General features: G+C 37.2%; 25 protein-coding genes and 1 pseudogene. 5 read left to right on the forward strand and 21 right to left on the reverse strand.

Annotated features, from left to right (window positions below; all coding sequences use genetic code 11):
• Nucleotides 1-176: 176 nt before the first annotated feature.
• Together JR334_03930 and JR334_03935 are read right to left on the reverse strand one after the other, a co-directional pair.
• A complete protein-coding gene (locus JR334_03930) occupies nucleotides 177-1,247 on the reverse strand; it encodes a hypothetical protein (GenBank protein ID QRN86383.1) in 1,071 nt (356 codons plus the stop codon).
• Between the two features lie 143 nt (nucleotides 1,248-1,390).
• Complete coding sequence (locus tag JR334_03935) at nucleotides 1,391-1,819, reverse strand: hypothetical protein (GenBank protein QRN86384.1); 429 nt, start codon at nucleotides 1,817-1,819, stop codon at nucleotides 1,391-1,393.
• 384 nt (nucleotides 1,820-2,203) lie between these two features.
• Between JR334_03935 and JR334_03940 the strand changes: the two genes are divergently transcribed.
• On the forward strand, nucleotides 2,204-2,842 hold the full coding sequence (locus JR334_03940) for a GntR family transcriptional regulator (protein QRN86385.1): 639 nt from the start codon (nucleotides 2,204-2,206) through the stop codon (nucleotides 2,840-2,842).
• Nucleotides 2,843-2,986: 144 nt separating this feature from the next.
• On the opposite strand, the gene JR334_03945 is transcribed toward JR334_03940, so the two are convergent.
• The 10 genes from JR334_03945 to JR334_03990 all read right to left on the reverse strand — a co-directional run bounded on the left by JR334_03945 (nucleotide 2,987) and on the right by JR334_03990 (nucleotide 14,306).
• Nucleotides 2,987-4,435, reverse strand: a complete 1,449-nt coding sequence (locus tag JR334_03945; GenBank protein ID QRN86386.1) for a sodium:solute symporter family protein — start codon at nucleotides 4,433-4,435, stop codon at nucleotides 2,987-2,989.
• Between the two features lie 194 nt (nucleotides 4,436-4,629).
• On the reverse strand, nucleotides 4,630-6,726 hold the full coding sequence (locus tag JR334_03950) for an acetate--CoA ligase family protein (protein ID QRN86387.1): 2,097 nt from the start codon (nucleotides 6,724-6,726) through the stop codon (nucleotides 4,630-4,632).
• A gap of 21 nt (nucleotides 6,727-6,747) precedes the next feature.
• Nucleotides 6,748-7,287: a 2-oxoacid:acceptor oxidoreductase family protein gene (locus JR334_03955; protein ID QRN86851.1), complete on the reverse strand. Its 540-nt coding sequence runs from the start codon at nucleotides 7,285-7,287 to the stop codon at nucleotides 6,748-6,750.
• On the reverse strand, nucleotides 7,284-8,021 hold the full coding sequence (locus JR334_03960; GenBank protein QRN86388.1) for a 2-oxoglutarate oxidoreductase: 738 nt from the start codon (nucleotides 8,019-8,021) through the stop codon (nucleotides 7,284-7,286). Before JR334_03960 ends, JR334_03955 begins: the two co-directional genes overlap by 4 nt.
• Before the next feature lie 2 nt (nucleotides 8,022-8,023).
• On the reverse strand, nucleotides 8,024-9,079 hold the full coding sequence (gene vorB, locus JR334_03965) for a 3-methyl-2-oxobutanoate dehydrogenase subunit VorB (protein ID QRN86389.1): 1,056 nt from the start codon (nucleotides 9,077-9,079) through the stop codon (nucleotides 8,024-8,026).
• A gap of 11 nt (nucleotides 9,080-9,090) precedes the next feature.
• The gene (locus tag JR334_03970) at nucleotides 9,091-9,288 is read right to left on the reverse strand and encodes a 4Fe-4S binding protein (GenBank protein QRN86390.1); all 198 of its coding nucleotides are present in this window, start codon (nucleotides 9,286-9,288) and stop codon (nucleotides 9,091-9,093) included.
• A gap of 235 nt (nucleotides 9,289-9,523) precedes the next feature.
• Nucleotides 9,524-10,804 (reverse strand): MFS transporter, encoded by a 1,281-nt coding sequence (locus JR334_03975; GenBank protein QRN86391.1) that lies wholly within the window; start codon nucleotides 10,802-10,804, stop codon nucleotides 9,524-9,526.
• 612 nt (nucleotides 10,805-11,416) lie between these two features.
• A complete protein-coding gene (locus JR334_03980) occupies nucleotides 11,417-12,220 on the reverse strand; it encodes a pseudouridine-5'-phosphate glycosidase (protein QRN86392.1) in 804 nt (267 codons plus the stop codon).
• Nucleotides 12,198-13,292, reverse strand: a complete 1,095-nt coding sequence (locus JR334_03985; protein ID QRN86393.1) for a substrate-binding domain-containing protein — start codon at nucleotides 13,290-13,292, stop codon at nucleotides 12,198-12,200. Before JR334_03985 ends, JR334_03980 begins: the two co-directional genes overlap by 23 nt.
• 21 nt (nucleotides 13,293-13,313) lie before the next feature.
• The gene (locus JR334_03990; protein QRN86394.1) at nucleotides 13,314-14,306 is read right to left on the reverse strand and encodes an ABC transporter permease; all 993 of its coding nucleotides are present in this window, start codon (nucleotides 14,304-14,306) and stop codon (nucleotides 13,314-13,316) included.
• A 14-nt stretch (nucleotides 14,307-14,320) separates the two neighbouring features.
• On the opposite strand from JR334_03990, the gene JR334_03995 reads away from it, so the two are divergent.
• Nucleotides 14,321-15,535 (forward strand): IS256 family transposase, encoded by a 1,215-nt coding sequence (locus JR334_03995; GenBank protein QRN86395.1) that lies wholly within the window; start codon nucleotides 14,321-14,323, stop codon nucleotides 15,533-15,535.
• Between the two features lie 140 nt (nucleotides 15,536-15,675).
• On the opposite strand, the gene JR334_04000 is transcribed toward JR334_03995, so the two are convergent.
• From JR334_04000 to JR334_04015, 4 genes are all read right to left on the reverse strand, one after another.
• Entirely contained in the window at nucleotides 15,676-16,416 is a 741-nt protein-coding gene (locus JR334_04000) for a sugar ABC transporter ATP-binding protein (GenBank protein ID QRN86396.1), read from the reverse strand.
• A gap of 519 nt (nucleotides 16,417-16,935) precedes the next feature.
• Nucleotides 16,936-17,523, reverse strand: coding sequence for a hypothetical protein (locus tag JR334_04005; GenBank protein QRN86397.1), 588 nt, complete (start codon nucleotides 17,521-17,523; stop codon nucleotides 16,936-16,938).
• Between the two features lie 383 nt (nucleotides 17,524-17,906).
• Nucleotides 17,907-18,635 (reverse strand): S8/S53 family peptidase, encoded by a 729-nt coding sequence (locus JR334_04010; GenBank protein QRN86398.1) that lies wholly within the window; start codon nucleotides 18,633-18,635, stop codon nucleotides 17,907-17,909.
• Between the two features lie 67 nt (nucleotides 18,636-18,702).
• Nucleotides 18,703-18,924: a hypothetical protein gene (locus JR334_04015; GenBank protein QRN86399.1), complete on the reverse strand. Its 222-nt coding sequence runs from the start codon at nucleotides 18,922-18,924 to the stop codon at nucleotides 18,703-18,705.
• A 254-nt stretch (nucleotides 18,925-19,178) separates the two neighbouring features.
• Here JR334_04015 and JR334_04020 point away from each other — a divergent pair, with 254 nt between their 5' ends.
• Nucleotides 19,179-19,514 (forward strand): phage holin family protein, encoded by a 336-nt coding sequence (locus JR334_04020; GenBank protein QRN86400.1) that lies wholly within the window; start codon nucleotides 19,179-19,181, stop codon nucleotides 19,512-19,514.
• Between the two features lie 142 nt (nucleotides 19,515-19,656).
• On the opposite strand, the pseudogene msrB reads toward JR334_04020, so the two are convergent.
• From msrB to JR334_04040, 4 genes and pseudogenes are all read right to left on the reverse strand, one after another.
• A pseudogene (msrB, locus tag JR334_04025) lies at nucleotides 19,657-20,612 on the reverse strand (peptide-methionine (R)-S-oxide reductase MsrB).
• Nucleotides 20,609-21,454: an ATP-binding cassette domain-containing protein gene (locus tag JR334_04030; GenBank protein ID QRN86401.1), complete on the reverse strand. Its 846-nt coding sequence runs from the start codon at nucleotides 21,452-21,454 to the stop codon at nucleotides 20,609-20,611. Before JR334_04030 ends, msrB begins: the two are co-directional and overlap by 4 nt.
• A gap of 1 nt (nucleotide 21,455) precedes the next feature.
• Nucleotides 21,456-22,361, reverse strand: coding sequence for a glycine/betaine ABC transporter substrate-binding protein (locus JR334_04035; protein ID QRN86402.1), 906 nt, complete (start codon nucleotides 22,359-22,361; stop codon nucleotides 21,456-21,458).
• 4 nt (nucleotides 22,362-22,365) lie between these two features.
• The gene (locus JR334_04040; protein ID QRN86403.1) at nucleotides 22,366-23,028 is read right to left on the reverse strand and encodes an ABC transporter permease; all 663 of its coding nucleotides are present in this window, start codon (nucleotides 23,026-23,028) and stop codon (nucleotides 22,366-22,368) included.
• Nucleotides 23,029-23,218: 190 nt separating this feature from the next.
• Between JR334_04040 and JR334_04045 the strand changes: the two genes are divergently transcribed.
• Both JR334_04045 and JR334_04050 read left to right on the forward strand, forming a co-directional pair.
• Nucleotides 23,219-23,896: a molybdopterin-dependent oxidoreductase gene (locus JR334_04045; GenBank protein QRN86404.1), complete on the forward strand. Its 678-nt coding sequence runs from the start codon at nucleotides 23,219-23,221 to the stop codon at nucleotides 23,894-23,896.
• 40 nt (nucleotides 23,897-23,936) lie between these two features.
• Nucleotides 23,937-24,182: a hypothetical protein gene (locus tag JR334_04050; protein QRN86405.1), complete on the forward strand. Its 246-nt coding sequence runs from the start codon at nucleotides 23,937-23,939 to the stop codon at nucleotides 24,180-24,182.
• 187 nt (nucleotides 24,183-24,369) lie between these two features.
• On the opposite strand, the gene JR334_04055 is transcribed toward JR334_04050, so the two are convergent.
• Entirely contained in the window at nucleotides 24,370-24,726 is a 357-nt protein-coding gene (locus tag JR334_04055; GenBank protein QRN86406.1) for a rhodanese-like domain-containing protein, read from the reverse strand.
• Between the last annotated feature and the right edge of the window lie 8 nt (nucleotides 24,727-24,734).

Below are 24,734 nucleotides of genomic sequence, written 5' to 3' on the forward strand. Positions count from 1 at the left end.
AGGTGTTACAACAAAAACCTTGTATGGTGCAAATATCTTAAAAATATTTTTTTGAATTGCGCATTCGCAGGCTTTCAATTATACTTCACCCATCGCAAAAAAGCACTAGAACATCACTCCTTGGGTATGGATTGCTTTGACTATTCTAATCCAAGGAACAACAACTTAGTATCAAGCTACTTCAAGAACACCTCACTCAGAACTTCCTCTGTAAGATTTCCAAATAGGGGGCCATTATTCAGTTGATGCAAACGTGTTGCACCCTCCCTTAAATTCATTTCAATAAGCACGGGATTTCCTTCTTTATCAACAGAAAAATCCCAGGAAATTAGTCGAAAATGAGCAAGCTTCATATGTTCTTCCATTATGATTTTTTTGATTTGGTCAAAAGAAGGAACAATACCATCAGCAAATACAAAGCCTTGAGGATGCCTATCGTATTTCACTCCAAAAAAAGAATACGCAATATCCTTCAACTGTCCATTTTCCTTAATTCCACAAGCAAGTCCACCAGCTATTAAATTGTCTACTCGCGATTCACCCGTTCCCATTCGCAAAACAGAAGACACAATATGTACTTTTTCGCCTAACAATAAAGACATAATTCGAATTGTATTAATCGAATTATGGTGTACCTTTTCTAGCTCCTCGTGCTGTTCAAGTATTTCTTGAACAGTCAAATCATCCACCCCATCAAAAATAATCCTTTCCAACTCACTAGTACCCTGACTCCTTTTCCAGAAATCTATACCTTGACCATTTCCACTCCCTATAGCTGGTTTAACAATCAATTCTTCATATCCTTGACAAAGAGCAATAACCTCTACCTGATCCAATAACGTAAAACCTTCATCATAATATAACCCGTTAATCTTTCTTACAACAATCCTAGGCTTTTTTATATTCGGAAACCAAAGACTATAATAATTTTTATCATCCACTCCCCTAGACAAAGATTTATCGTTATAATACTTATCTATTTTAGCTATATGCAAATCTTCAGGGATATATCTCACATCATAGAGCTTGGTTCGTGATGAATAGAACTTGTGCCAATCGGTATTGATTCTAACATTAAACTTTCCCCAGTATTCCTTTATTTCCTTTTTATATGCAGGGGAAATTGTATCCGTGCTCAACAACAAGTGTCTATGAAGCGTTCTGTTTCTAATATGTCTAATAACCACATTGACTACATCTTCTTCAATATCTCTAAGTGTCTCTACAATCGTACGCTTTTTCTTCATATCAGTATCCCCTTCACCTTGATAACCTATAGACCAGTAGCTGTAAACCATGCATAGACATTAAATCCCGTCCTACAATTTCATCAAACTCTCAACTCCACTGTAACAAGAGAATTTTCTTGCTAGAGCACAAGCTTTAACAATCAATTTTGTGCTTCCACCCTATAAAAAGCACCATCTCGAACAATTGTAATCGCTGTATTTGCTAATATTGTATTATTCTCACTGTCTACTACCTCTAGTTGTATTTCGAAAGGTTCGTTTATATCAGCGACTTGGTCATCCTCTATCGCGCCCCAAAGTACGTCCCCACCCTCATTTACAACGTCTTTTACTAAACGATCAAATAGTATAAAGCTTCCTTTTCCAGCAACCCAATGATACTCTACTATACCATACTTCCCATCCGAGTTAAAAATAGGAGTCATTGTAATTCCCTGGATAGAAGATGCCAATGGACTATATTCTTCAACATCTGTTGCTATGGTTACTCCACTTTCAGTTTTTTCACAGGCGGCAAAGGTCATTGTAAAAAGTAAAACCAATCCTAAAAAAATTAATAACTTTCTCATCCTATTTCACCTCTTCGTATTCTTGCTTAAATTATTACAAAATTCCCACTTGTAATAAAGTTGGTACAGAACTTGTTCTCACAATTTTTAGCACTTCTTTTTCTTACCAAGTTATTTTGGCTTCTGACCCTACATTGTAGGCATACGACTAGCATTTTTAGTGGTTTTACATATTTGAGAATACCGGAAAACATACTTTGCTCTGTTTTTTATAAGCAGAGGAAGAATAGCAGGCAAAATTATCCGAATTAAATGACTTTCTACTAGTATTCTTGTTGTTTCCTGTTTTTAGTGTATACATGTATATTGTTATATTATATAATACTATTATATCTTGAAAATAGATTATTTATCTTATACATATAGAAAAAGGGGGAACAAAACATGCCTTCAAATGACTCACTTACAAATCAGGTAATCAAAAAAGTCAAAAAAGACATTCAAGTCAACAATATTGCACCAGACCAAATTATAACCGAAAATCAATTATGCAATGAATTGAATATTAGTAGAACGCCAGTAAGAGAAGCCCTTATCCATCTTACCTCCGATGGAATTCTTAAAAAAGTTCCACGTAAAGGCTACGCCGTGCAAAAAATTGATACGAAAACCAAATTAGATACGTACACACTGTTTAGCACATTAGAATCTCTTGCTGCAACCTTAGCGGTAGACCATCTCACAGAAGATGATCTTATGAAGATGAGAGAATACATTGACAGAATTAACATTGCACTAAAATACAAAAACTGTTCAGATTACTATTTCCTAAACGACAAATTCCACAACGTCTACATCAACAAATGTGACAACGAACCACTCATTAAAATGATTCGGGAATTAGAGGCAAGTCCAATCAACAGATCCTATGTGGGTAGCTGCAGTGAACGCCTGCTCTCTGCCTTCAGTGAATGTAATGATGACCATCATCTGCTCGTCGAGCTATTTGAGAAAAAGGATATTGCAGGAATCAATGAATTTCATCGAAAACACTGGGAAACCAAACACGTGGATATGATTTAATAGCTTACACAACAATCATAGTACAAAAACAAAAAACCTAGAAGAGCAGACAGGCATATAAGCCTATTTGTTCTTCTAGGTTTTCTTATTTCGCATCTTTTCTATCACTGTTCTCTATTCACTGTTTGTGGCAAACCACTAGACCTATTCCGGACTGTTTAAAGCATTCATGAATCGCTTGGTATGATCTGATTCACCTGCTCCTTTATTCCCCTTAAGCGAAAAGTATAGATAACTTACAAATGAAACTGCCAATCCTGGCCAAAGTGGAGGAGCGGAAAATATTCCTGCTAGACCGAGAGAAGAAGCACCATACCATACTAATACAGTCACAAGAGATAAGGTCATACTTATAAAGGAAGCCCTAGAAGTTCCCTTTTTCCAAAACACACCCAATATTGTAGGAACAAATAATCCCGCTGAATTTATGGTAAAGGCGACAAAAAGAATATTAATAATATCCATCATTTTCCACGCCATAATTGCACTGAATGTTCCAATTACGAGTGAGCTTGCGATGCCCACTTTTAGTAGAACCCGTTGGCTTGCATTCTTATTGATATATCTTTTGTAGATATCGTTCGTAACATTAGCCGAAGCTGTTAAAATACATATATCTGCTGTCGACATTACAGCAGACAAAATGCCAACCAAAGCCAATCCCTTTATTCCCACTGGATAAGAACGAATAATCAAAGTTGTTAACAGACTGTTTCCAGCTTCAAAATTAGGCATAAGAACTTTTGCTGCAAGTCCCAAGTAGGTAGTCGATAGAGCAATAATCACAATCCCAATCGCAGCATATACCGTTCCCTTAACAGCCGTTTTTTCATCTTTTGCTGCAAAACATCTCGTATAACTATCCATCGATGTATAGAAAGTGAAAATTTGAGCTACTGTCATAGAAATAATCGTTGGCCATCCCCAGGCACCAATATCAAAATATGAATCTGGCAGCGTCCCAATTGCTGAAATGCCACCCATTTGTGATGTTACCAATGGTACACCCACAAGAACAACACCTACTATTAATAGAATAAACTGAATCCAATCAGTATAGGTAACTGCTTTGAATCCACCTATTGAAGTATAGACAACAATTATTATTGTAGCAATTACAAAAGACCAACCCAAGTCAAGCCCTGTTAGTATATGTAAAATGCTACCAGCTGCTACCAATTGACTAGAAGTATAAGCAATATAGGCCACAATTGTCGTAATCGTTGCAATCACTCTACTCCGTGAATCATATCTAGATTCAATAAAATCCGGATAGGTCAATTGATTTAGATTATCACCAATTCGCTTAATAATACCTGAAAAGGTAAAAGCAAAAAGCAAACAACCAATTGCATTTGCGCCAACAAACCACATGGCCGTTATTCCCATTTCAAAGGCTTTGGCTGAGCATCCCATGATTGCCGCCCCGCCAATCCAGGATGACAGCCACAAGCTGGTTATTGAAAATACTCCTGCACTCTTTCCAGCAACATAGTAATCTACCATATCGTTTTGTCTCTTGTTTGCGTACACGCCAACACAAAGCAAAACAACTAAATATACAACTATTATTGTTGAATCAATAAATGACATAATTCCTCCTGCAAAATCTTTTATACAAATCTGATCATTTATGCAAATTCATTTATGTCAAAATTCTTTAAAGTAAAAATTGGGATATTTCCAGTACCGTGCACTCCTATCGTCTACAACAATCTGAAATATCCCAATCAATATATAGTACTTGAACTCAATACAATCCCTTTTCGCATTTACTCCAATAGTTTTTACTTTTTCATTACAACCAATGCATCGGCCACACCAACACCTTGGCCTTCAGGATATACGAATAATGGATTAATATCCAGTTCCATCACACTGTCTTTGTTTTTCTGTGCAAATTCAGATACCTGAACAATTGTATCTACCAATGTCTGAATATCACAAGGAGCACTTCCTCTATATCCCTTTAGCATCCTATATGAGTTCAAACTTTCAACCATCTGAAACGCTTCTTTTTCATTCAAAGGCGCAGGGTATAAAGAAATATCTTCAAATACTTCCACAAAAACTCCCCCTAAACCAATCAACACCATGGGACCAAACTGGGGATCATTGTTCACCCCTAAAATTACTTCAAGACCTTGGGGCAACATCTTTTGCATCAAAATACCATTGATTTTGGCATTTGGTTTATGTATTTTTACGTTAGTCATAATTTCTGAGTATGCTTTTTTCACTTCATCAATACTACTAATATTCAGTTTTACACCACCCACATCAGATTTATGTAGGATCTCAGAAGATTCAATTTTCATCACAATGGGAAAATCCATTGATGCTGCTACTTCTACAGCCTCTTTTTCACTCGTTGCAATATAAGCCTTGTCAACCTTAACCCCATATTCACTAAGGAGATTCTTACTTTCAACTTCTGAAAGTGCTTTGCTTGTTGCAAGAGTATTTTCAGCTGGTATAGCAAGCTTAAGTATCTTATCCTCATACTTGTATTCGATGAAGTCCTTCAAATACCTAAGTATCTTAAATGCATATACAGTTGGAGGCAAGATTGGCACACCTAGGCTAAGTAGTTTCTCCGAATACGCAAGGTTTCGAGTATTTTCTACAAAAGGAACCATGATGACCGGTTTTGCATTTCCAGCTTGAATGACTTTTTCGATTCCTTCTGCCATATACTTAATTGCCGGATCTACGACTTCTAATAGCAAAGTATATCCAATCAGGACTATTCCAATATTCTCATCTTCCATTACCGTAGATAAAACTTTTGCATACCGGTCCGAATCATACGACAGCGATGCTGTCATATCCAATGGATTATGTACAGAAGCATATGAAGGCAATTGTTCTTTCAGTTTGCATACTGTTTCCTTAGAAAAATCCGGGTATTCCAAACCGTTTAAGGAACCTAGATCAGCACATATACCGGTTTCACCACCGGAAAGATTCATCGAAGCAAACGTTGCCTTTGGAGGAAAAACATCTATTGCAGAAAACATCAACGAGGTGGCCAATAGTTCTTCCATATCATCTACGCGAATTACCCCAAATTTTTTGAATATGGCGTCATATGTTTTATCTGAGCCGGCTAAACTTCCAGTATGAGAGGCTGCCAACTGGCTTCCTTTTTCTGATCTTCCAGCCTTTAGGATGATAACTGGTTTTCGTTTTTTCGCAGCTTTTTCTAGTGAATTACAAAATTTTTGTGGATCCTTGACACCCTCCATGTAGATGCTGACAACCTTGGTGTTTTCATCATCTACAAGAAAATCGATGTAGTCTTCCATTGTGACTATACGACTGTTCCCAGCAGAAATTGAATAGGAGAATTTCATGTTAGGACTATCCATCAGCGATAGACAAAATTGTCCACTTTGAGAAACAAATCCTACACTACCTGTTCGGTCCCTCTTGTCCGATATGAACGCGAAGGCATTGACATTATCAATATAGTTAACGAATCCTGCACAGTTCGGGCCCATCAAAGCAATATTCAAATCTTGGCACAGCGCCTTTAGTTCTTCCTCTGCCTTTCTACCCTCATCCGTTCCAACTTCAGAGTAGCCACTAGCAAAGACAACCGCTCCACCGCACCCCTTACTGGAAGCTTCTTCCAATAAAGGAACAACCAGTTTTTTCGAAGTGCATATGATGACCATATCGATATCACCTGGTATTTCAGATAGTGAATGATAACACGGTTGGCCAAAAATCACATCTCTTTTGGGATTCACAAAGAATACACTACTTAAATCCTTTGTGTATTCCATAATGTTCCTGCATGTATCTCCACCAAAACCTTCTTTTTCACTTGCTCCTACTACTGCAATCCTATTTGGTTTAAGCAACTTTTCCAGATTCATCTATAATCCTCCTACCAGAGTTTAAACAGCATCGTACCCTATTTCAAACGCCGCAATATTTTTTTGATTGAATTTTCCTTTTCCCTTATTCTCAAAATAGTTGCACATGGCTTTCACAAATACATCTTTCTTGAAAATTTCGGTTGCCTTAATGACTGCACCCATCATCACAATATTTGAACCTTTAGGATTCTTTACTTTACTGGCACATTCCGTTGCATCAACTTTTACAACATTTACATCGTTTCGATATGTTCTTTCTGAATTCACCAAGGAACTGTTAACAAATAGGTAGCCGCCTTCTTTAATATCCTTTTCAAATTTATCGATTGCTGGTTCATTCATGGCAAAGAGAATATCAATCGTTTTGCAATACGGACTGGCAATTTCTCCCTTACTAATTTTCACATTGCAATTTGCTGTCCCCCCACGCATTTCAGATCCATATGAAGGGTACCAGGTAAGATTATCACCGTTTTCCATTGCAGCATTTATCATAATCAATCCTGAAGTTAATATACCTTGGCCACCAAAACCAGCAAAAATTATTTCTTTCATTATTGGTTACCCCCATTATCAATATACTCACCTGTAGGATATTGATCTCTCATTGCATCATCCACTCGTTGTGCACACTGTACTGGAGTCATACCCAAATTGGTCGGACAAGGTGACAGAATTTCGAGTAAGCAATATCCTTCGTTATTCATATGTTTTTCAAATGCCTTACGGATATATTTCTTCGTTTTGGCAATATCTTTGAAATTGGCGACAGATCCCCTTGCTAAATACGCAATATCAAGTTGACCTATCATTTTAGTAATATCAAATGGTTTCCCAGTTTTTTTAACATCTCTTCCCATTACTGTTGTTGAAGTTCTCTGTCCTTCCAAAGAAGTAGGTGCCATTTGGCCACCTGTCATACCAAAAACCCCGTTGTTGATAACGATAACCACAACATTATCATTTCTTAACGCACCGTACATGGTCTCAGATATTCCAATAGCATAAGCCGCTCCATCTCCAAGGTATGCGAGTACAGGATTTTCTTTTCTTACCTTTTTCACGCCTGTTGCTGTTGCAATCGGTCTGCCATGCGCAGCCATAATTGTATCAAATTTCCATGTATCAATATTCAAAGAAGCACAGGCTACATCAACGACCGTAAGTAGTTTTTCGGTCATGCCCATCTCTTCCATCACTTCACCAATCAGTCTTGCAACCAGACCATGTCCACAGCCAGGACAGAATGAGGTCTCTGCAAATGATATGGATTCAGGTGCCTTCAATTTCATGATTATGCCTCCTTGCAAGACAAAATGTTTTTTGCCTTCTCAATTATTGTTTCCGTTTCAGGAACTTCTTTAACTGTAGTATATGAATAAACAGGATATTTATTAGCCACAGCCAAAACTACATCGTCCTTCATCTGACCTAGGATATTCATTTCTACCGTCATCAGTGCTTTGCATTCACTACCAAGTTCTTTAAACGCATTTACTGGGTATGGCCAAAGTGTAATGGGTCTGATAAGGCCAAGTTTTATTCCTTGTTCTCTTGCCGTCATTACTGCTTCTTTACAAATTCTTGAGCTAATGCCATAGGCAACCAATACAAGTTCTGCATCTTCTACTGAAATCGATTCCCAACGTTGTTCATTGTCTTCCATTTGCTGATATTTATTTAATAAATAGTCATCGTAATTTTCCATGTAATATAACGTATTGGTAATCTTCTTTTGTACTTCTCCCTTTTTACAACCTTTGATTGACCATTCATAAGTATCAATATCATGATCTTTCATTTCTGGAAAAGATACCTTCTCAATCATCTGTCCAATGGCAGCATCCGAGCCAATTAATACTGGGTGACGATATTTTTCCGCAAGTTCAAATGCTTCATAGGTGAAATCTGCATTTTCCTGCACAGAGGATGGTGCTAACACGATTGTGCGGTAGTCTCCATGTCCACCACCTCTGGTCAACTGCCAATAGTCGCCTTGACTTTGGCTTACATCTCCAAGACCATTCCCATACCTCATAACATCAACTATAACTGCCGGTAGATCAGCTGCTACCAAGTATGAAATTCCTTCTTGGTTTAGACTGTACCCTGGGCCAGATGAACTAGTAAGTACTCTTGCTCCTGCTGCGGAAGCACCAAGTAGCATGTTTATTCCCGATAATTCAGATTCAGTTTGAATAAACTCTCCACCAACCTCATCCATTCTCCAAGATAAATATTCTAAGATTTCGCTCTGAGGTGTAATGGGATATCCGCTATAAAATCTACAACCCGCTCTTAAAGCAGCTTCCGCTAAGGCCTCATTGCCTTTCATCAATACCTGTTTCATTTCAAATCTCCTTATCTAATTTCAAAAACATAGTCTGGACATACTTGATAACAGATTCCACAGCCTATACAAATTTCTTCATTTACCTGAATAACTTCATAGCCTTTAGAATTCACATGGTCCGAAACTGATATCGCTTTTTTAGGACAGGCTTCAACACAGTAATAACAACCCTTACATCGATCTGTATTTGGTTTTGCTTTTTCCATTTTTACCTCCATTGTTTACTCATTTAATCATTTATCTTTCGTTCAGAATTTGCCTAATTATATACCTATTTCAAAAGGCCTCAGACTACCAAGAATGCTATTTAAAATGTAAGAAGGTGTTTTATACAGTTCTTGGTAATCGAGGCAGATAACTACAAAGGTTCGCTTTATTCCGTTTGGTATTATCCATACTTAGCCAAGATATTTTCAACAACACAATAGTGATTATTTCAATTTACAAATTATTAGCAGCATTCCTTAGCGTTTTCCATACTTTTCTTGTTTGCCTTAGCATTTTTCTTTTCATTCTGGTAATAAGCATAGTTGCAACGAATGCTGTAACGCACATTCCCGCCAAATAAGTGAAAATATATTGATAACCAGTATTGCCATAAACATCCAGCCAATTACCAAACATAGTGTGCATAAAGGCATCGGGAAGATATCCAACCAGAGAAATGAGTCCAACTGCGAGACCGGTAACTTCAGGAGAAATACCAACTTCGTCGATAGTGGCAAACATGGTACCTTTCATCATAAAGTTAACAGTGGCCAAGATAAGCATCAGGGCTGTCAACAAGCCAACAATAGACGAAGAAGCAGGCATTTTTAAGAAGACCACGAGGAAGATTAAACATACCAGAGCACTTCCAGCAATCATCTTGGAAACTGATCCTATTTTATCTCCAACAATACCGCCGACTGGTCCTCCAATGAGCTTTAATCCATAGGTCCTTACTACTGCTAGTGAACCAGAGAATACAACTGATGCTCCTAGAACATTAGAGAAATACGGAGTCAAGTATGTCTGTCCTGAGTAAATACTGTAAACACTAAAAACAACAATCGCAGATAAATAAACACCCGGTTTCTTAAGAAGATTGATGACATCCTGGAAAGATGCTTTCTTTCTTACTTCACCTGTATTGTCTTCCATTTGGTCATCATAGAGCCACACAATTAATACCGCGCCGATTATAGATAGTACACCCATACCGATAATAGCTGCTTTTAAACCGACATCAGTAGAAGCAAATCTTGAGAAAATAAATAGGAGCAAGAAATTGCCAAGAGTTGAAGCCAAGCCACACATTGCTTCAAAAATTCCAAACGTAGTACCCTGTTCTTCACTTGGAGCAGATATTCTAACGGCTTTCATAATTGCAGCCCAGAATGCTGCACTACCTGTTAGAGCTGCTAAAATCCAAACAAGAATGGCACTATTATATGATTGCAAAGTGAATGCAAAATAGATACACAGTAGTCCATTGAAGAATGAACAAACAGAAAGAATCTTTTTAGGTGAAACCCGATCTGCGAGCCAGCCACCAGGAATATAGGTAATGATGCAAGCCAATGCGTAGTAACTTAACAATGCACCCAACTGTTGGTTCGTAACTCCCATTCCTTCAATTAATGCATCATAAAAGATATATTTGATATACGGCAAGTTGTACATAGAAGCAAATGTAACACCTAATGCGAATAACCCAAGATAATGTTTAGTCTTTTTCATGCTTTCCTCCGATAATAGAATTCGTTTTTCTTCTTATTCTTATGAAAGTATAATTTCAAGTTAGTGCCATGATGTAGTAATAATCCTAATTGGTTATTTGAAAAGATCCTCCTTCCACCGTAATTAGATTGGCTAGTATTCTTTGTGCATCTTCTTGTGTATATTAGCATTCTTTGCCATATTGCGCAATGGTATTTTATCAATTGTATTCTTGTATACATTGTATTTTTAAGCTATTTTACTATATTATTGCCGTTTTGTACTCTTTATTTTTCTTTTTTGTTCTTTATGTACTTTTGTATACATTCTATTTTATCTAACAATTTATTCTTCAAAATTTAATTTTCCGCATTATTTATTGCATTATCCCTTTGCCTTCAAAAGAATCTTATTGCAACTTTACTTACACATTTTCCCAAGTAATCTTAATTTATTGAAGGGATGGCTAGTAAATCAATATTATTGATAAGCAATGGATACTAGGTCCACAAAAAAAGAATCCTCATGGAAAATAACCAGAGATCGGCTCTTTCCATGAGGATTCTAAAATTGTATAGTTTAATATTTTCCACAACTAATTAAAAGCATTTTATCAGTTTGGAATACTTTCGACTATAATGTTATATTTTTAGCAATGTTGATGTTTTCAATTAAAGCTTTTAATTGAATGAGTGATGAATATCCCTTACTGGATCTATCGAAAAAAGCATTTGCCGCAGGATGATAGGCCTCACCAATATTTTCTGCCTTCTTTCCCGCATCAATTCCACCTTCCAATAGTGTTGCATCATTCAATCTTTTATCAGGAAGAATAGGGTTTAGAATTAAATTGCAACCAGGAATAATATTCATTAAATCAGCCTCAGTAATTTCTTTTTCCAAGTAAATCGGTTCAAGTTCAAATATATATCCGGTACAGACTTCTGTATTAAACCCATACGTATGAACTTGATTTTCATGAAGCCAATTCAACGTGCCCCTGATATCAAGCATGTCTTTAGGAGATGTTGCAACTAGAGTAATACCCATTTCTGATAGGGCTGGCAGGTCATAGGAACATTGTTCCTCTTTTATATCCCCTATGCCTCCAATCCCTGCGGTTACGACTACCTGACAATTCATTTTTTGGGCAACAGCCATTGTACCTGACGCAGTCAAAAAGGCATTTTCACCTTTGTAATCATGCTTTAGTACTGCTTCACCATCAAAGCGTTTCCATAGGTCATATTGCTTTCTGGCAAGAATAAACTTAGATATAGTATCTATTTTGATTTCACCATTTTCTATCCAGGCTAGCTGAGCATCTTTTGGGAAAAGTGATATTATCAAATCATCTTCTATAGATACTAAACCATGTCCCAACAAAGCAGTCTCTACTAGAAAATTTATTGTTTTATTCCCATCCGTTAAATTCATTGACATTATCCTTATTTACTATAGCTAGTGGACAATAAACAGGATCTGTAATCTCTTGACCTTGAGATATTTTTAAAGCCAAAAGCAATCCAGCTCTAGTATAAACTGCCGGGGAATAAGTAATAGAGCCATCAAGTCTGCCAGAAATAATCGATTCTTGGGCTTCTCCAGTAAAATCTACACCGTATACAACTACTTGATCGTTTAATCCAGCCGCTTCTAAAGCCTCTACTGCAGCCAACGCCATTACATCATTACAAGCAAATATACCCTTAATATCAGGATGAGCTTGAATAAGGGCTGTCGTGATTTCATATGCCTTATTGCGATCCCAATCTCCCGGCTGTATGCTCACAAGATCTATTCCATCCGTATTTTCAAATACCTCTTTTGCACCATTCGTACGGCCCTCGCTTTGTCCTGCTCCGGCTAGTCCTTGAATTATAGCTACCTTACCACCATCAGGTAAATAGTTAAGCATATCGTTAGCAACCATTTCGCCTTGATTTTCAAAGTCTACCGTAATAATACCGTCGAGATGTCCATCTTGTTCTCCTAGGGCTTCTTTATTTACTCCAGGTCCTAAGTTTATAACCGGAATATTAGCCTGGTTTGCTCGAATTATTCCCGGAATCAGGTTATTTCCATCTATGGGGGAAAAAATTATGGAATCATAATCTTTAACCGCCATACCATCTAAAGTTTCTAATTGAGAAACAGTATCTCCTTCCGTCGGTGCTGATAAAACCTCAACATTGATTCCTAACTCTTCACCTGCTTTTTCATATTTTTCCTTCATGTTAGCCCAAAATGGATTCGTCAAAGAAATAATTAGAACACCTACGTTCTCGCCTTTACCAGTTTCTGGCATTGGGTCTAATTGATCCATAAGAATTGTTTCCATTTCTTTGATCTTTAGGTTTTCTTCACTAGATGCTGCTGAATTTTCCACATCCAAATTTGTTGGCTCATCTGCATCTGTATTTTCTTCTCCACGATCAGAGCAGCCAACAAATAGACCCATTACCATAATTACCACTAACAATATTGATACAATTTTTTTACCTTTCATTTTAAACCTCCAATTATTATATTATAAATTTATCTGTAGCTGTCTTCTTTGTCTTATTTGAGAAATAGATACAGATATTAAAATGATAAGCCCTATAAAAAGCTGTTGATAATAAGAAGAAATACTTAGAATTGTCAATCCATTTCTCATTACTGATAAAAGGATACAAGCAATTATCGTTCCACCAAGACTGGCCTTACCGCCATTCATGGATGTGCCACCTAAAATAACAGCTGCAATTATATTGGTTTCCAGCATGAAACCAGCATTTGGTTCTGCTGCATTCAATCTCGATGCTAAAATTAGTCCACCAATTCCAGCACAAATACCAGAAAACATATATATGCATGATTTATAAATGTTGATGTTTACGCCTACTCTTCTCAGTGCCTCTTCATTTCCTCCAATAGATAACGTATATTGCCCAAATTTGGTGTATTTCAGTAGTAAAAAAGCAATGCATGTTATAACGAAAGCCAATTTGATTGGAAAGTTAATTTCTCCTAAATTTCCCTTTCCAAAAAACGTAAAAGCTGCAGGAAAACCGTAGATTGGTTGACCTTTTGTTATTACTAGACTAAGTCCCCTAAATAAGGACATACTACCTATTGTTACTACGAAAGAAGCAATTTTGAATTTTGAAATTATGAAACCATTAAATAAACCTAACATTCCTCCAATTAAGACACCGATTAGAGCAGATGCTATTATCGGTATACCAGCATTCAGCATTAGTCCAATTGATATACCGCTTAATGCCACAATACTTCCGATAGATAAATCTATTCCGCCACTTGCAATAACAAAAGTCATCCCTATAGCCATTATTAGCTGTAGAGATGTATTATCAAGAATATTAATTATATTGATCCTAGTAAAGAAAAATGGCGATCTGTTCGATAAAAATGCAACTAACAAAATTAAAACAAAAAAAAGAAAGACCTGGGCAAAAGACGAGGGTGTAAAATAATTGGTGTAAACTCCTGAGATTGTATAAACTAAATCTATCTTCAAGGAGGAACACTATAATGGCCCAGAAAAAACTCATCGACAAACAACTGATCCGCGAACTCATGAAAGAAGGCGAGCTTAAGGATGTCAAAGACATCCAGTCCCTACTAAAAGCACAATTCAAAGACATCATGCAAGAAATGCTGGAAGCTGAACTGGATCATGAACTCGGATATAGCAAGTATGACTATAAGAACAAGGATACTACAAACAGCCGTAACGGCATTCGTTCTAAAAAGGTTCGTTCCGATTATGGAGAAATGGAAATTGACATACCTAGAGACCGTAATGGGGATTTTGAACCTGTAATCATTAAGAAAAACCAACGTGATGTTTCAAGTATTGATGACCAGGTCATAAGCATGTATGCCAAAGGGATGACTGTCAGAGACATTCAGGATCATCTACATAACCTTTACGGAATTGATGTATCACCAACCATGATTTCACAGATTACTGAGAAAATATTACCTGTAATAAAGGAATGGCAGCAACGCCCACTACAAGAGGTTTATGCCCACCTAATCATGGATGCCATCCACTACAAAGTCCGTCAGGATGGAAAGATAGTCAACAAAGCAGTCTACATCATACTAGGTATTGATTTGGACGGTAAAAAGGACGTTGTAGGTATGTGGGTCGGAGAAAATGAGACCAGTAAATTTTGGCTTAAAGTGTTAACTGATTTGCAGCATCGTGGTGTTAAGGATGTGCTGATAGTGTCTATCGATGGACTGAATGGCTTTAAAGAAGCAATACAGGCTGTTTATCCAGACACCAGAATTCAGCGGTGCATCGTTCATATGATTCGCAATTCAACGAAATACCTGTCCTGGAAGGACCGTAAAGCATTCGTCAATGATCTTAAACCAATCTACAAAGCAATCAACGAAGATTCCGCTTTGAACGCTCTACAAGATTTAGAAGACAAGTGGGGCGAGAAGTATTATATCGCGGTAAAACCTTGGAAAGACAACTGGGATGAAGTAGCAACAATGTTCGAGTATCCGGCTGAAATCAGAAGGATGATATACACAACAAACGCCATCGAAAGCTTTAACCGCCAGCTACGCAAAGTCACGAAATCCAAGAGTGTGTTTCCAACCGATGATGCCCTGTTGAAAATGCTGTATCTGGCAATGATTGATATAACCAAGAAATGGACTATGAGGACTCGGGACTGGGGTAAAATTATTAATCAGCTAGCAATTCACTTCGAGGGACGTATTTGACCTTCCACGAATTGAGTTAAGAAAAATCTTTAAGGAAGTTTACACCAATTTCTTGACAGACTCCAAAAGACCGATCTACTCCTTCATTTTTCCCTATTACTCTCCTGTATGGTATTTTCAACTTGTATCCACCTCGTTCTTTAATATGTTTCTTTAATCCCAGTCTTCAACTCTGTAAGTGTGATATCGTTTTTAACAGCATCCTTAATGATTTCCCCATTCCTCATAACATATATTCGGTCAGCAGTATCAAATACTTGATTTAAATCATGACTAATCATTAAAACAGTGAATCCTTTCGCAGGCAATGATTGAATCATCTTATTGGTTGCTGCTGACTCTTTTATTCCCATTGCCGCCGTTGGTTCATCAAATATTATCAGCTTTTCCCCTTGAAAAATACTTCTTGCTATTGCGATAGATTGCCTTTGCCCACCTGATAGATAGCCTACTGAAGTTCCAAGGTAAGGTATATCTATTTCAAGTTTTTCAAGAAGTTTTTCAGTTTGTTTTTGCATCTTCGGATAATCGATAATAAAACCAAATCTGGTGATTTCTTGTCCGAGGAAAATATTTTCTACAACATCTTTATAGTTATCAAGTGACAAGTCCTGATATACAGTAGATATGCCACACTGTTTTGCTATCTTTGGAAGTAAATAATTATACGCTTTTCCATTAATATAAATTGTTCCACCGTTCGGCTTCAAATTTCCAGATAAAATTTTAATCAATGTACTCTTACCTGAACCGTTATCCCCCACTAATGATGTAATTTTATTTCTTTCTATTTTTAAAGATACATTTTTAAGTGCTTCTAGTTTCCCAAAACGCTTCGAAATATCTTCGAGTACAATGAATTCATCACTTATGCTACCCATACCTATACAACTCTCTTTCAGAACTATTCGCAATATTCAATCCATCCCATAAGTCAAATGAAAATTATTCCTAGGCTTTCTTATCTTATCGCAATGTAGCCATCACAAGAATTATCTTTTATACACTGAATTATAAACATTGTATAAGCCCAAAAATATCTTCCTAGTTTCCTCATTACTATAACTAAGGCAGCACTAAATATCCAATAAATATTGCAAATGTACTCCACAATATTATCAATTTATTTTATTTTGATAGGTAAATGAATACTTTCACCTATTTACAATTCTTGTTATTAGTCGATTGGATATAAAAAAAGCCTTTTCCATGTTATCTCATGGTCAAGGCTCAGTATGAAATATTCATATTTACAATATTCTGCGAAACGGATGCAATCTTTCTGTATTCAAAACACAAGTAAGACAATAAGCATTCAGAAAACGGCTGTTCTGATTTGCTTAGTATGCCTCCACTTTTTATTCAATTCATCGAGTGGATTATTATGCTACAATCACGCTTTACGGCTTTGAACTAACAGCATCTCTTCCGTAGGAGTAGATGATTTTTGAATTATTTAGTCTTTCAAAGTGCTTACCCTTATTAATTATCTTTTTCATATCAAAGAACCAGGCAGAAAACATCTCCCAGAGCATAACCCATCCACCAATGAATAGGCCCTCATCTAGTACCGAAAAAAATATCGATTCCGACCCGTGGCTTTCTAAATAGTAGCCAGCTGTTAACAATATCCCACCGATAAATGTATAGGAAACGATTTCACGTAGCACTCTCAACTTATTCTTTTTTATTCTTCTCAGCTGATATTCAAAATAATTATGCATACCCTTTATGCTTCTATCTTCCCTTTTCTGATTAATTTCCTGATTTAAAATATAGAATTTAATCAGTAGATCATACTTCATTGGAATCTCATACGAACACTCTAGTAAATACTCCGTTAGGTCTTCATCAAGATCTCTATTCGTAAAAGGAGAAAAATCCCAATCACTATATGCATCCCGGTAGTCTTCTAGCTGTACATCCAGTATAAAACGTTTATTGATTTCATCATACTCATAGCTTTTTCCAAGATCCCTTTTATCCATTTCACTCTCAGTCCTTTTCATTTTATCTGATTCTTTGGATATTCTCCTATTAGGATAGATATTCCTTTCTGCATGCTGATAATTGTTAATAATAAGCCATTTTTCAACCTCTGAAATAGTATATCCAAATATTTTGTTGCTAAAACCTTATATCAACCGAGCTTCTAGATACCTGTTCCTTGCTATACTCATTTTTTTTACATGTATTGAACAGCGTCAATTTCTTCAACATGCAATTTAAAATTAGTGCAGATAGAAATCCTCATCAAGATTCTCCACCTGCACTAGATTGTATGCCTATCTTTTTCAGATATCGTACCTGTTAGATTACAATTCATCGTTTCCAGCTTCTTTGGTTATATATTTTCAGCTAAAAAATCAGTCTATCTATCCAATAATTCTTCAACCAACTCTTGCTTGAATATTGGAGCGCCCCAACCTGTATATCTAGATTTAATTACACTGCTGTTTTCAGCATCATCCCGTAAGAGCTTGCTATGATGTTGGCTAAGCACTCTAAAAACTTCAATCATTTCCTGTTGCTCAATTCGGCCATAGCCACTAAGTAGACGCGCAGCTAGGCCAGCCGCCATTGGCGAGGCAAAGCTAGTTCCATGTCCAGCAATATGGTCTGGTGGTCTTAAAAAGATAAAGTCAAGATAAGAAGTAATTGCAGAGCTATCATCTCTTTTACATACTTCTTCTTCGATAAGGCTAGCTGCCCCAATGGTGATTGCTACATCCATGGCCAAGCCGAAAGGGCCCTTGTCTCTATCGTTACCAGCTGCACAAAAAACCAATAAACCGCGTTCAATAAAGTCTTCCAACATTTGGACAAATTCGGAAGGATAACCCTCCGCAGACAAGCTTATATTTATAATGTGAATTTCTTTTTCCACAATATATTGAACCATCTCTATCAGCTTGAAATTTCTAAGATTATACCAGGCATGATATACGTTGACCTCCGGAGCCATATACCGAAGAGAGGCTTCCACTCTGCTGGCATGGTCTGTTCCTGGTACCTCGAAAATGAGCACATTGACCTTTTGGCCTTTGTATCCCATCTCATCTAACCTTTTTATCCCATGAAATAATAATTCCTTATCCATACCTACCTCATACCTATTTTGTCTACTAGCTTTACGCTGTTTATCTAATTGCTACAAATAAACCCAATTATATTTCAATCTCATTTAATAATTCTCTAAGTTTCTTTACTTCATCTACAGTCAAGGTGACGCCCTTGCCCATCTTTTCGTGATTTGGATCCCATTCCCTGAGATCGTACTTAGCTTCCCTACCATTCCAACTAACAAGGTTCATTTCCTTGGACCAGCCTTTTGCTGATTCAGATAACGTACCAATATTTTCCTTAATTTCAAACTTTATCTCTTTCATAATTCTACCTCCAAATATTAACCATTCTGCCGAATGAACTTTACTTGTCAACCTTAGCTTCTTAAATGCCATCTACTAAAATTCTACAGCAGGCGTAAGGACTTCATCAAATGAATATGCTTTTGATTTCTAAAGATTATATACAATTCAATCTTTCGATTCTAGTTCATATGCTTTTCATTGTCTATTATCACATAAAAATGATAGAATAGCGTACATACATAGGAATTCATTTTGCTTATAAGGAGGTATTTATGTCTAAACTTATAACTCGTTATCTGATTTACTTATCTACAATTGCCGTAATTTCCTACTTTTATTCTGGATTTCAGGTAAGCTCTATCTCGGCAATGGTGGTATTCTCATTGGTACTATTCTTAATCAACCTGATTGTGAAGCCACTCGTGCAGCTTTTAACCATTCCCATTACAGTGATGACACTTGGATTGTTCTTACTAGTAATTAACACCTGGATGATTATGCTCGCATCCTCACTAGTAAATGGTGTCTACGTAAATGGTTTTATGAGCGCTTTCTTGGTATCTTTGATGCTTGCTATTTTGCAAAGTCTTGTTAAAAGTAAAAAATAACGAATTAAGGAAGATTTCCTAAATCAGGGAATCTTCCTTATATTTTAATCTCAAACTTTTCTAGGTACATTTATTGGATTATTTTCACTTCTACGACTTCGTTCATTTCGATTAATCCAATTTCAACTGTCAATCCAATACTCTAATCCACAAAAGGAAGCAAATAGCCATAACCCTCTTCTTCCATATTTTCTTTGGGTATGAATCTCATTGCTGCACTGTTTATACAATAACGTAGACCACCCATTTCCTTGGGACCATCGGTAAACACATGTCCTAAATGTGAATCTGCCGTTTTACTCCGCACTTCTGTTCGATTCATACCATGAGCCATATCCGTTTTCTCCTGGACCAAAGATTCCTCTATCGGCTTAGAAAAGCTAGGCCAACCGCATCCTGAATCAAACTTATCTTTCGAAAAGAACAAGGGCTCATCGCTTACCACATCCACATAGATGCCGACTTTGTTTTGACTCCAATAGTCATTCATAAACGGTGTTTCCGTGCCCGACATTTGTGTTACCCTGAATTGCTCTTGACTCAGTTTTTTACGAATTTCATCTTTGGAAGGTTTACTGTATTTCTTGGAGACAATTTTCTTAGTCATGCCTATACCCCCGCCTTACTTAAGTCAATATGGCAATATCCGCCTGGATGCTTTTTCAAATAGTCTTGATGTTCCTCCTCCGCAATCACATAATTACGAACTAACTTTACATCTACTACAATTGGTTTTGTATACTTTTCAGACATTTCCTTCAAAAATTCTTCCACTGTAGGAATTTCCGACTCCTCTGTCACATAGATGCCAGTACGGTATTGTCTACCTTTGTCATTACCTTGTTTGTTCACGCTAGTTGGATCAATAATCTTAAAATACTCCGTCAGCAAAGTCACAAGTGGCAACCTTAGTTCATCGTACTCCACCTTCACCGTCTCCGCATGATCTGTACGATGTAATTCCATATAGCTGGTACTCTCCGTGATTCCATTGCTGTAGCCTACTTCAGTACGCAAGACACCTTCAATACGATCAAAATAGGCTTGTACTCCCCAAAAACAACCGCCTGCTAGATAGATGGTACTCATTAACATCACTCCTCACAACTATTTTCTACACGTAAGTTGTTATAGACCTCATTTAGTGTCATAGAGCCACATAAGATGTTTTCATATACCTGTTCCATCAAGGAACCGTCCAAAATAGAGCGGAACCCTTTAAGTCCAAAAAATTCTTTTACAAAAGGTGTCTTAGGATTAAATATTAACTCTCTGCCCGTACCCTGCTGTTCAATCTTCCCGTTGTTTAAAAGAATAATCCTTGTTCCCAGCTTTAAAGCCTCTGCAATATCATGCGTTACAAAGATAACTGTTTTCCCCAGCTTTGCATGCAGTGACTTCAGTTCGTCCTGCAAGGTACCCCTCGCAATCTCATCCACTGCACCAAATGGCTCATCCATCAATATGATATCTGGATCCGCCGCAAGTGCTCTTGCTACACCAATCCTTTGGCGTTGCCCTCCACTCAGTTCCCGTGGATACCGTGTTAAAAAGCTTCTTTCAAAGCCGAGTAAGTCAATCAGCTCTTCTGCTCTTTTCCTTCTTGTTCCCTTTGCAACCTTCATAAGTGACAACACGTAAGTAATGTTGTTTTCTATGGTCAAATGTGGCAAAAGTCCAATATGTTGAATCACATACCCGATACTTCTTCTTAGTTCAATCGTATCCCACTCTTGAATATTCCGACCATTTACAATAATTTGACCGGACTCAAAAGTAAGAAGCTTATTAATCATTTTAAGCAGCGTCGTCTTACCACAGCCCGAGGCCCCTAAAAGTACCACAAACTCACCCTTTTCTACATCCAAAGATAAATGATCAATGACAAGTTGATCCTTCTGATATGATTTCACTATGTCTTGAATCTGGATAACTTGCATATTACAGCAATCCCTTTTGAGTCAAGAAATCCATTGCCACCTGTTTGGGATCCATATCTTCTATTTCTACCAAATAGTTCATCTCTGTCATTTCTTCATTGCTAATAAGGCCGTCCATCATTGCCAAAATACTAGTTAGCTCAGGATACATATCTAGCGTTTCTTGACGAACCAGCGTTGCTGCAAAATAGGAAGGGAAGAAATTCATATCATCCTCTAGGACAACCAAACCAAATTCTTTCAAACGTCCATCTGTCGAAAAAATGTTAATTGCATCAACTTGATCAGAGCCAATTGCTTGATATTTAAGACCTATATCCAATTCCACCTTATCATCAAAATCAAATCCATACGCTGCCTCTAATCCTGGATAACCATCCTCACGCTCATAAAAATCATATTCCGCACCCAACGCAAGTTGGTCACTTACTTTTGCAAGATCACTATACGTTTTAATATTCATAGCTTCTGCTACTTCTTTCTTCATAGCAATGCCATACGTATCGTTAAAGCCATAGAGCTCTGACCAAACAATATCAAAATCACTCTTGTATTGTTCCTTCACAGCTTCATATAAGGCTTGTGGATCATTAATCAAATCCTGTTTTAAAACAAACAGCCAACCTGTTCCAGTGTATTCTGGATAGATATCTATTTCTCCATTAATCATACCTGGATGGATGTTTGATGTACCACCACCGATGCCCAACTTTTGTTCAACCACAATATCTGAATTAGACTCAATCAGCTGGGTCAGCATTTCCACCAAGATATACTGTTCCGTCATTGGCTTTGAAGCAATGACTACCGTCTTTTCATCCTTTGCACATCCAATTATACTTAGTGATATTACGAGCACAAGCAACAATACAAATATTTTTTTCGTTAAACCTACTCTACCGTTCATACTTTTACCTCCCTGTTGATTCTTTTCCTAAAACCCTACTATATAGTCTTTTTTCCAATAGACCCAGCAATGCATCCGCTATGATTGCCAGTAGGGCAACCAATAAACTACCCGCAATCGTCATCTCGGGGAAATAGGTCGTTATGCCCCGCCACAGTGCATTTCCTAAACCGCCCGCACCTATAAAACTTGCAACTCCTGCCAAAGCAATGGTCATCACGACCATAGTCCGTATGCCTGTTATAATCACCGGCATTGCTAGTGGCAATTGAACCCGTAGCAACAATTGACTTGGCGTGCTTCCCATGCCAATCGCTGATTCAATAATTTGGTCATCTACCTCCATAATCCCCACATATGTATTTTTAACGATTGGAAGCATCCCGTAAATCACCAAGGCGATAATTGCACTTTTATTACCGATGCCAGTGATGGCTACTAAGAATCCAAACAGAGCAATCGATGGAATCGTATAAAGAAAATTGTTGATGCCCATCACAATGGAAGCTAGATTCCGATTCTTTGTTATTAGAACACCTACCGTTAAACCAATGATTAAAATAAAAAATACAGATACCCCTGTTAAAAAGATATGATCCAATGTCAATTCTAGAAAATAGGGCCACCGTTCTGTGTAAACACGTATTACTCCTTTTATGACTTCCATTGCACCTCCTGCTATTGTATAAACTATTCCTATACCTACATATTCCACTCTTTACCCCTGCTTCCTCTTAAGCATACCGAATAAAATGACATATTGCATATTTTTTAGTACCCCTCATTAAATTTCAAGCTCGAGCTGCTTAGTGCTATGATTAATAAGTAAGAAGTAGCACCAAAACAAGGAGGCTAAAATGAAACAGTTTAAACTAATAAGCATATTGCTCATTGTAATGCTCGCTTTCAGTGCCTGCTCATCAGGTGAAGACCCTGCTGAACAACCCCCGATAGACACCCCAGAAGGGCCCACAATCAACGAACTTGCAGAAGTGGAAGTACGAGAATATGAAGGAGAAGATCTTTCGTCTATCCTCGATTTTAGAGAAAACTCTATCAAGGGACCACAGGATGTCGATATTGACGCATATAGACTTACTGTTGATGGCTTGGTAGATAACCCGATGGAATACACTTATGATGAAGCGCTCGGATTTGACCGATATTCCAAAGTCGTAAACATGTATTGTGTAGAAGGTTGGAGCGTAAATCTTCTTTGGGAAGGGATAAAAGTTGCTGATCTTTTGGAACAAGCTGGTATTGATCCATCCGCCAAAACTGTCATCTTTCATGCTGTAGATGAGTACACAACTTCTGTACCCTTGGATTTCATTTTAGACAATGATATCTTATTAGCCTATAAAATGAATGACGTAGTCCTGCCTAAAGAAAGAGGATTTCCTTTCCAATTGGTAGCACAAGACAAGCTTGGTTACAAATGGATTAAATGGGTAACAAGAATAGAGCTTTCCGATGATGAGAACTATAAGGGCTTCTGGGAAAGCAGAGGTTACAACAATGAAGCTGATATCTAGGCTCAATAAAATTGCCGCTTGGGCCTTGATTCCCTTATTTATGCTATTTATTATTTCTGGTTTGGATTCGGTTAGCAGACAGTTTATTCCCATCTTATCCAGTCTATGGCATATTAAATACTTGTTTATACCCACTATGATTGCTTTTTTAATCCACTCTAGCTATGTAATTTACACTCGGGTTGTAAAAAAAGCAAAACACAAAATGCTTGCAAAACTAATACTGCCATTTTACTTGTTGCTAAACCTGTTAATTATCGTTTGGTTTGTAATGGCCATATATTAAATAAACCGGAGTGCCAGAAGATTCTATACTCTTCCGTCACTCCGATTTTTAGTTATTATGCTAGCTTGCCAGCCTATTAAAATTTCCAAAAGCAGCACATCGGCCACCTATCGTTACTTTATCCCTATTATTTTTGAAATCATCCATGCGATATTTACAAGGAGCCATAGCAAGGAAACGAATTAATTTACCAGTTTGCCCTACGACCAAAATCATAGACATCAGTATATCCCAAAGAACTTAGTATCTTAACTGCCTTCATGCTTCTAGAACCGCTCTCACAATAGACTATTACCGGCTGATCCTTCCTACTAATCTTTTTCGGTGCAACCGATTTAATGGTATGGAGTGACATTAATTTACTTCCCTTAATGTGACCAGCTTGATATTCTTTTGCAGTACGTACATCTAGCAATACTGCTTTTTCTTCTCTAATCTTTTTCTTCGCTTCTTCCTTGCCAATCTTCTTTCTACCACGATAATATATCTTTTTATACAAACTAAATACAACCAAAGCTGCTAACGCCGGTATCAGTATATCCATGTTTACTC

This window comes from Clostridia bacterium (assembly GCA_016887505.1).
In the GTDB taxonomy this organism is placed as follows: domain Bacteria; phylum Bacillota; class TC1; order TC1; family UBA5767; genus UBA5767.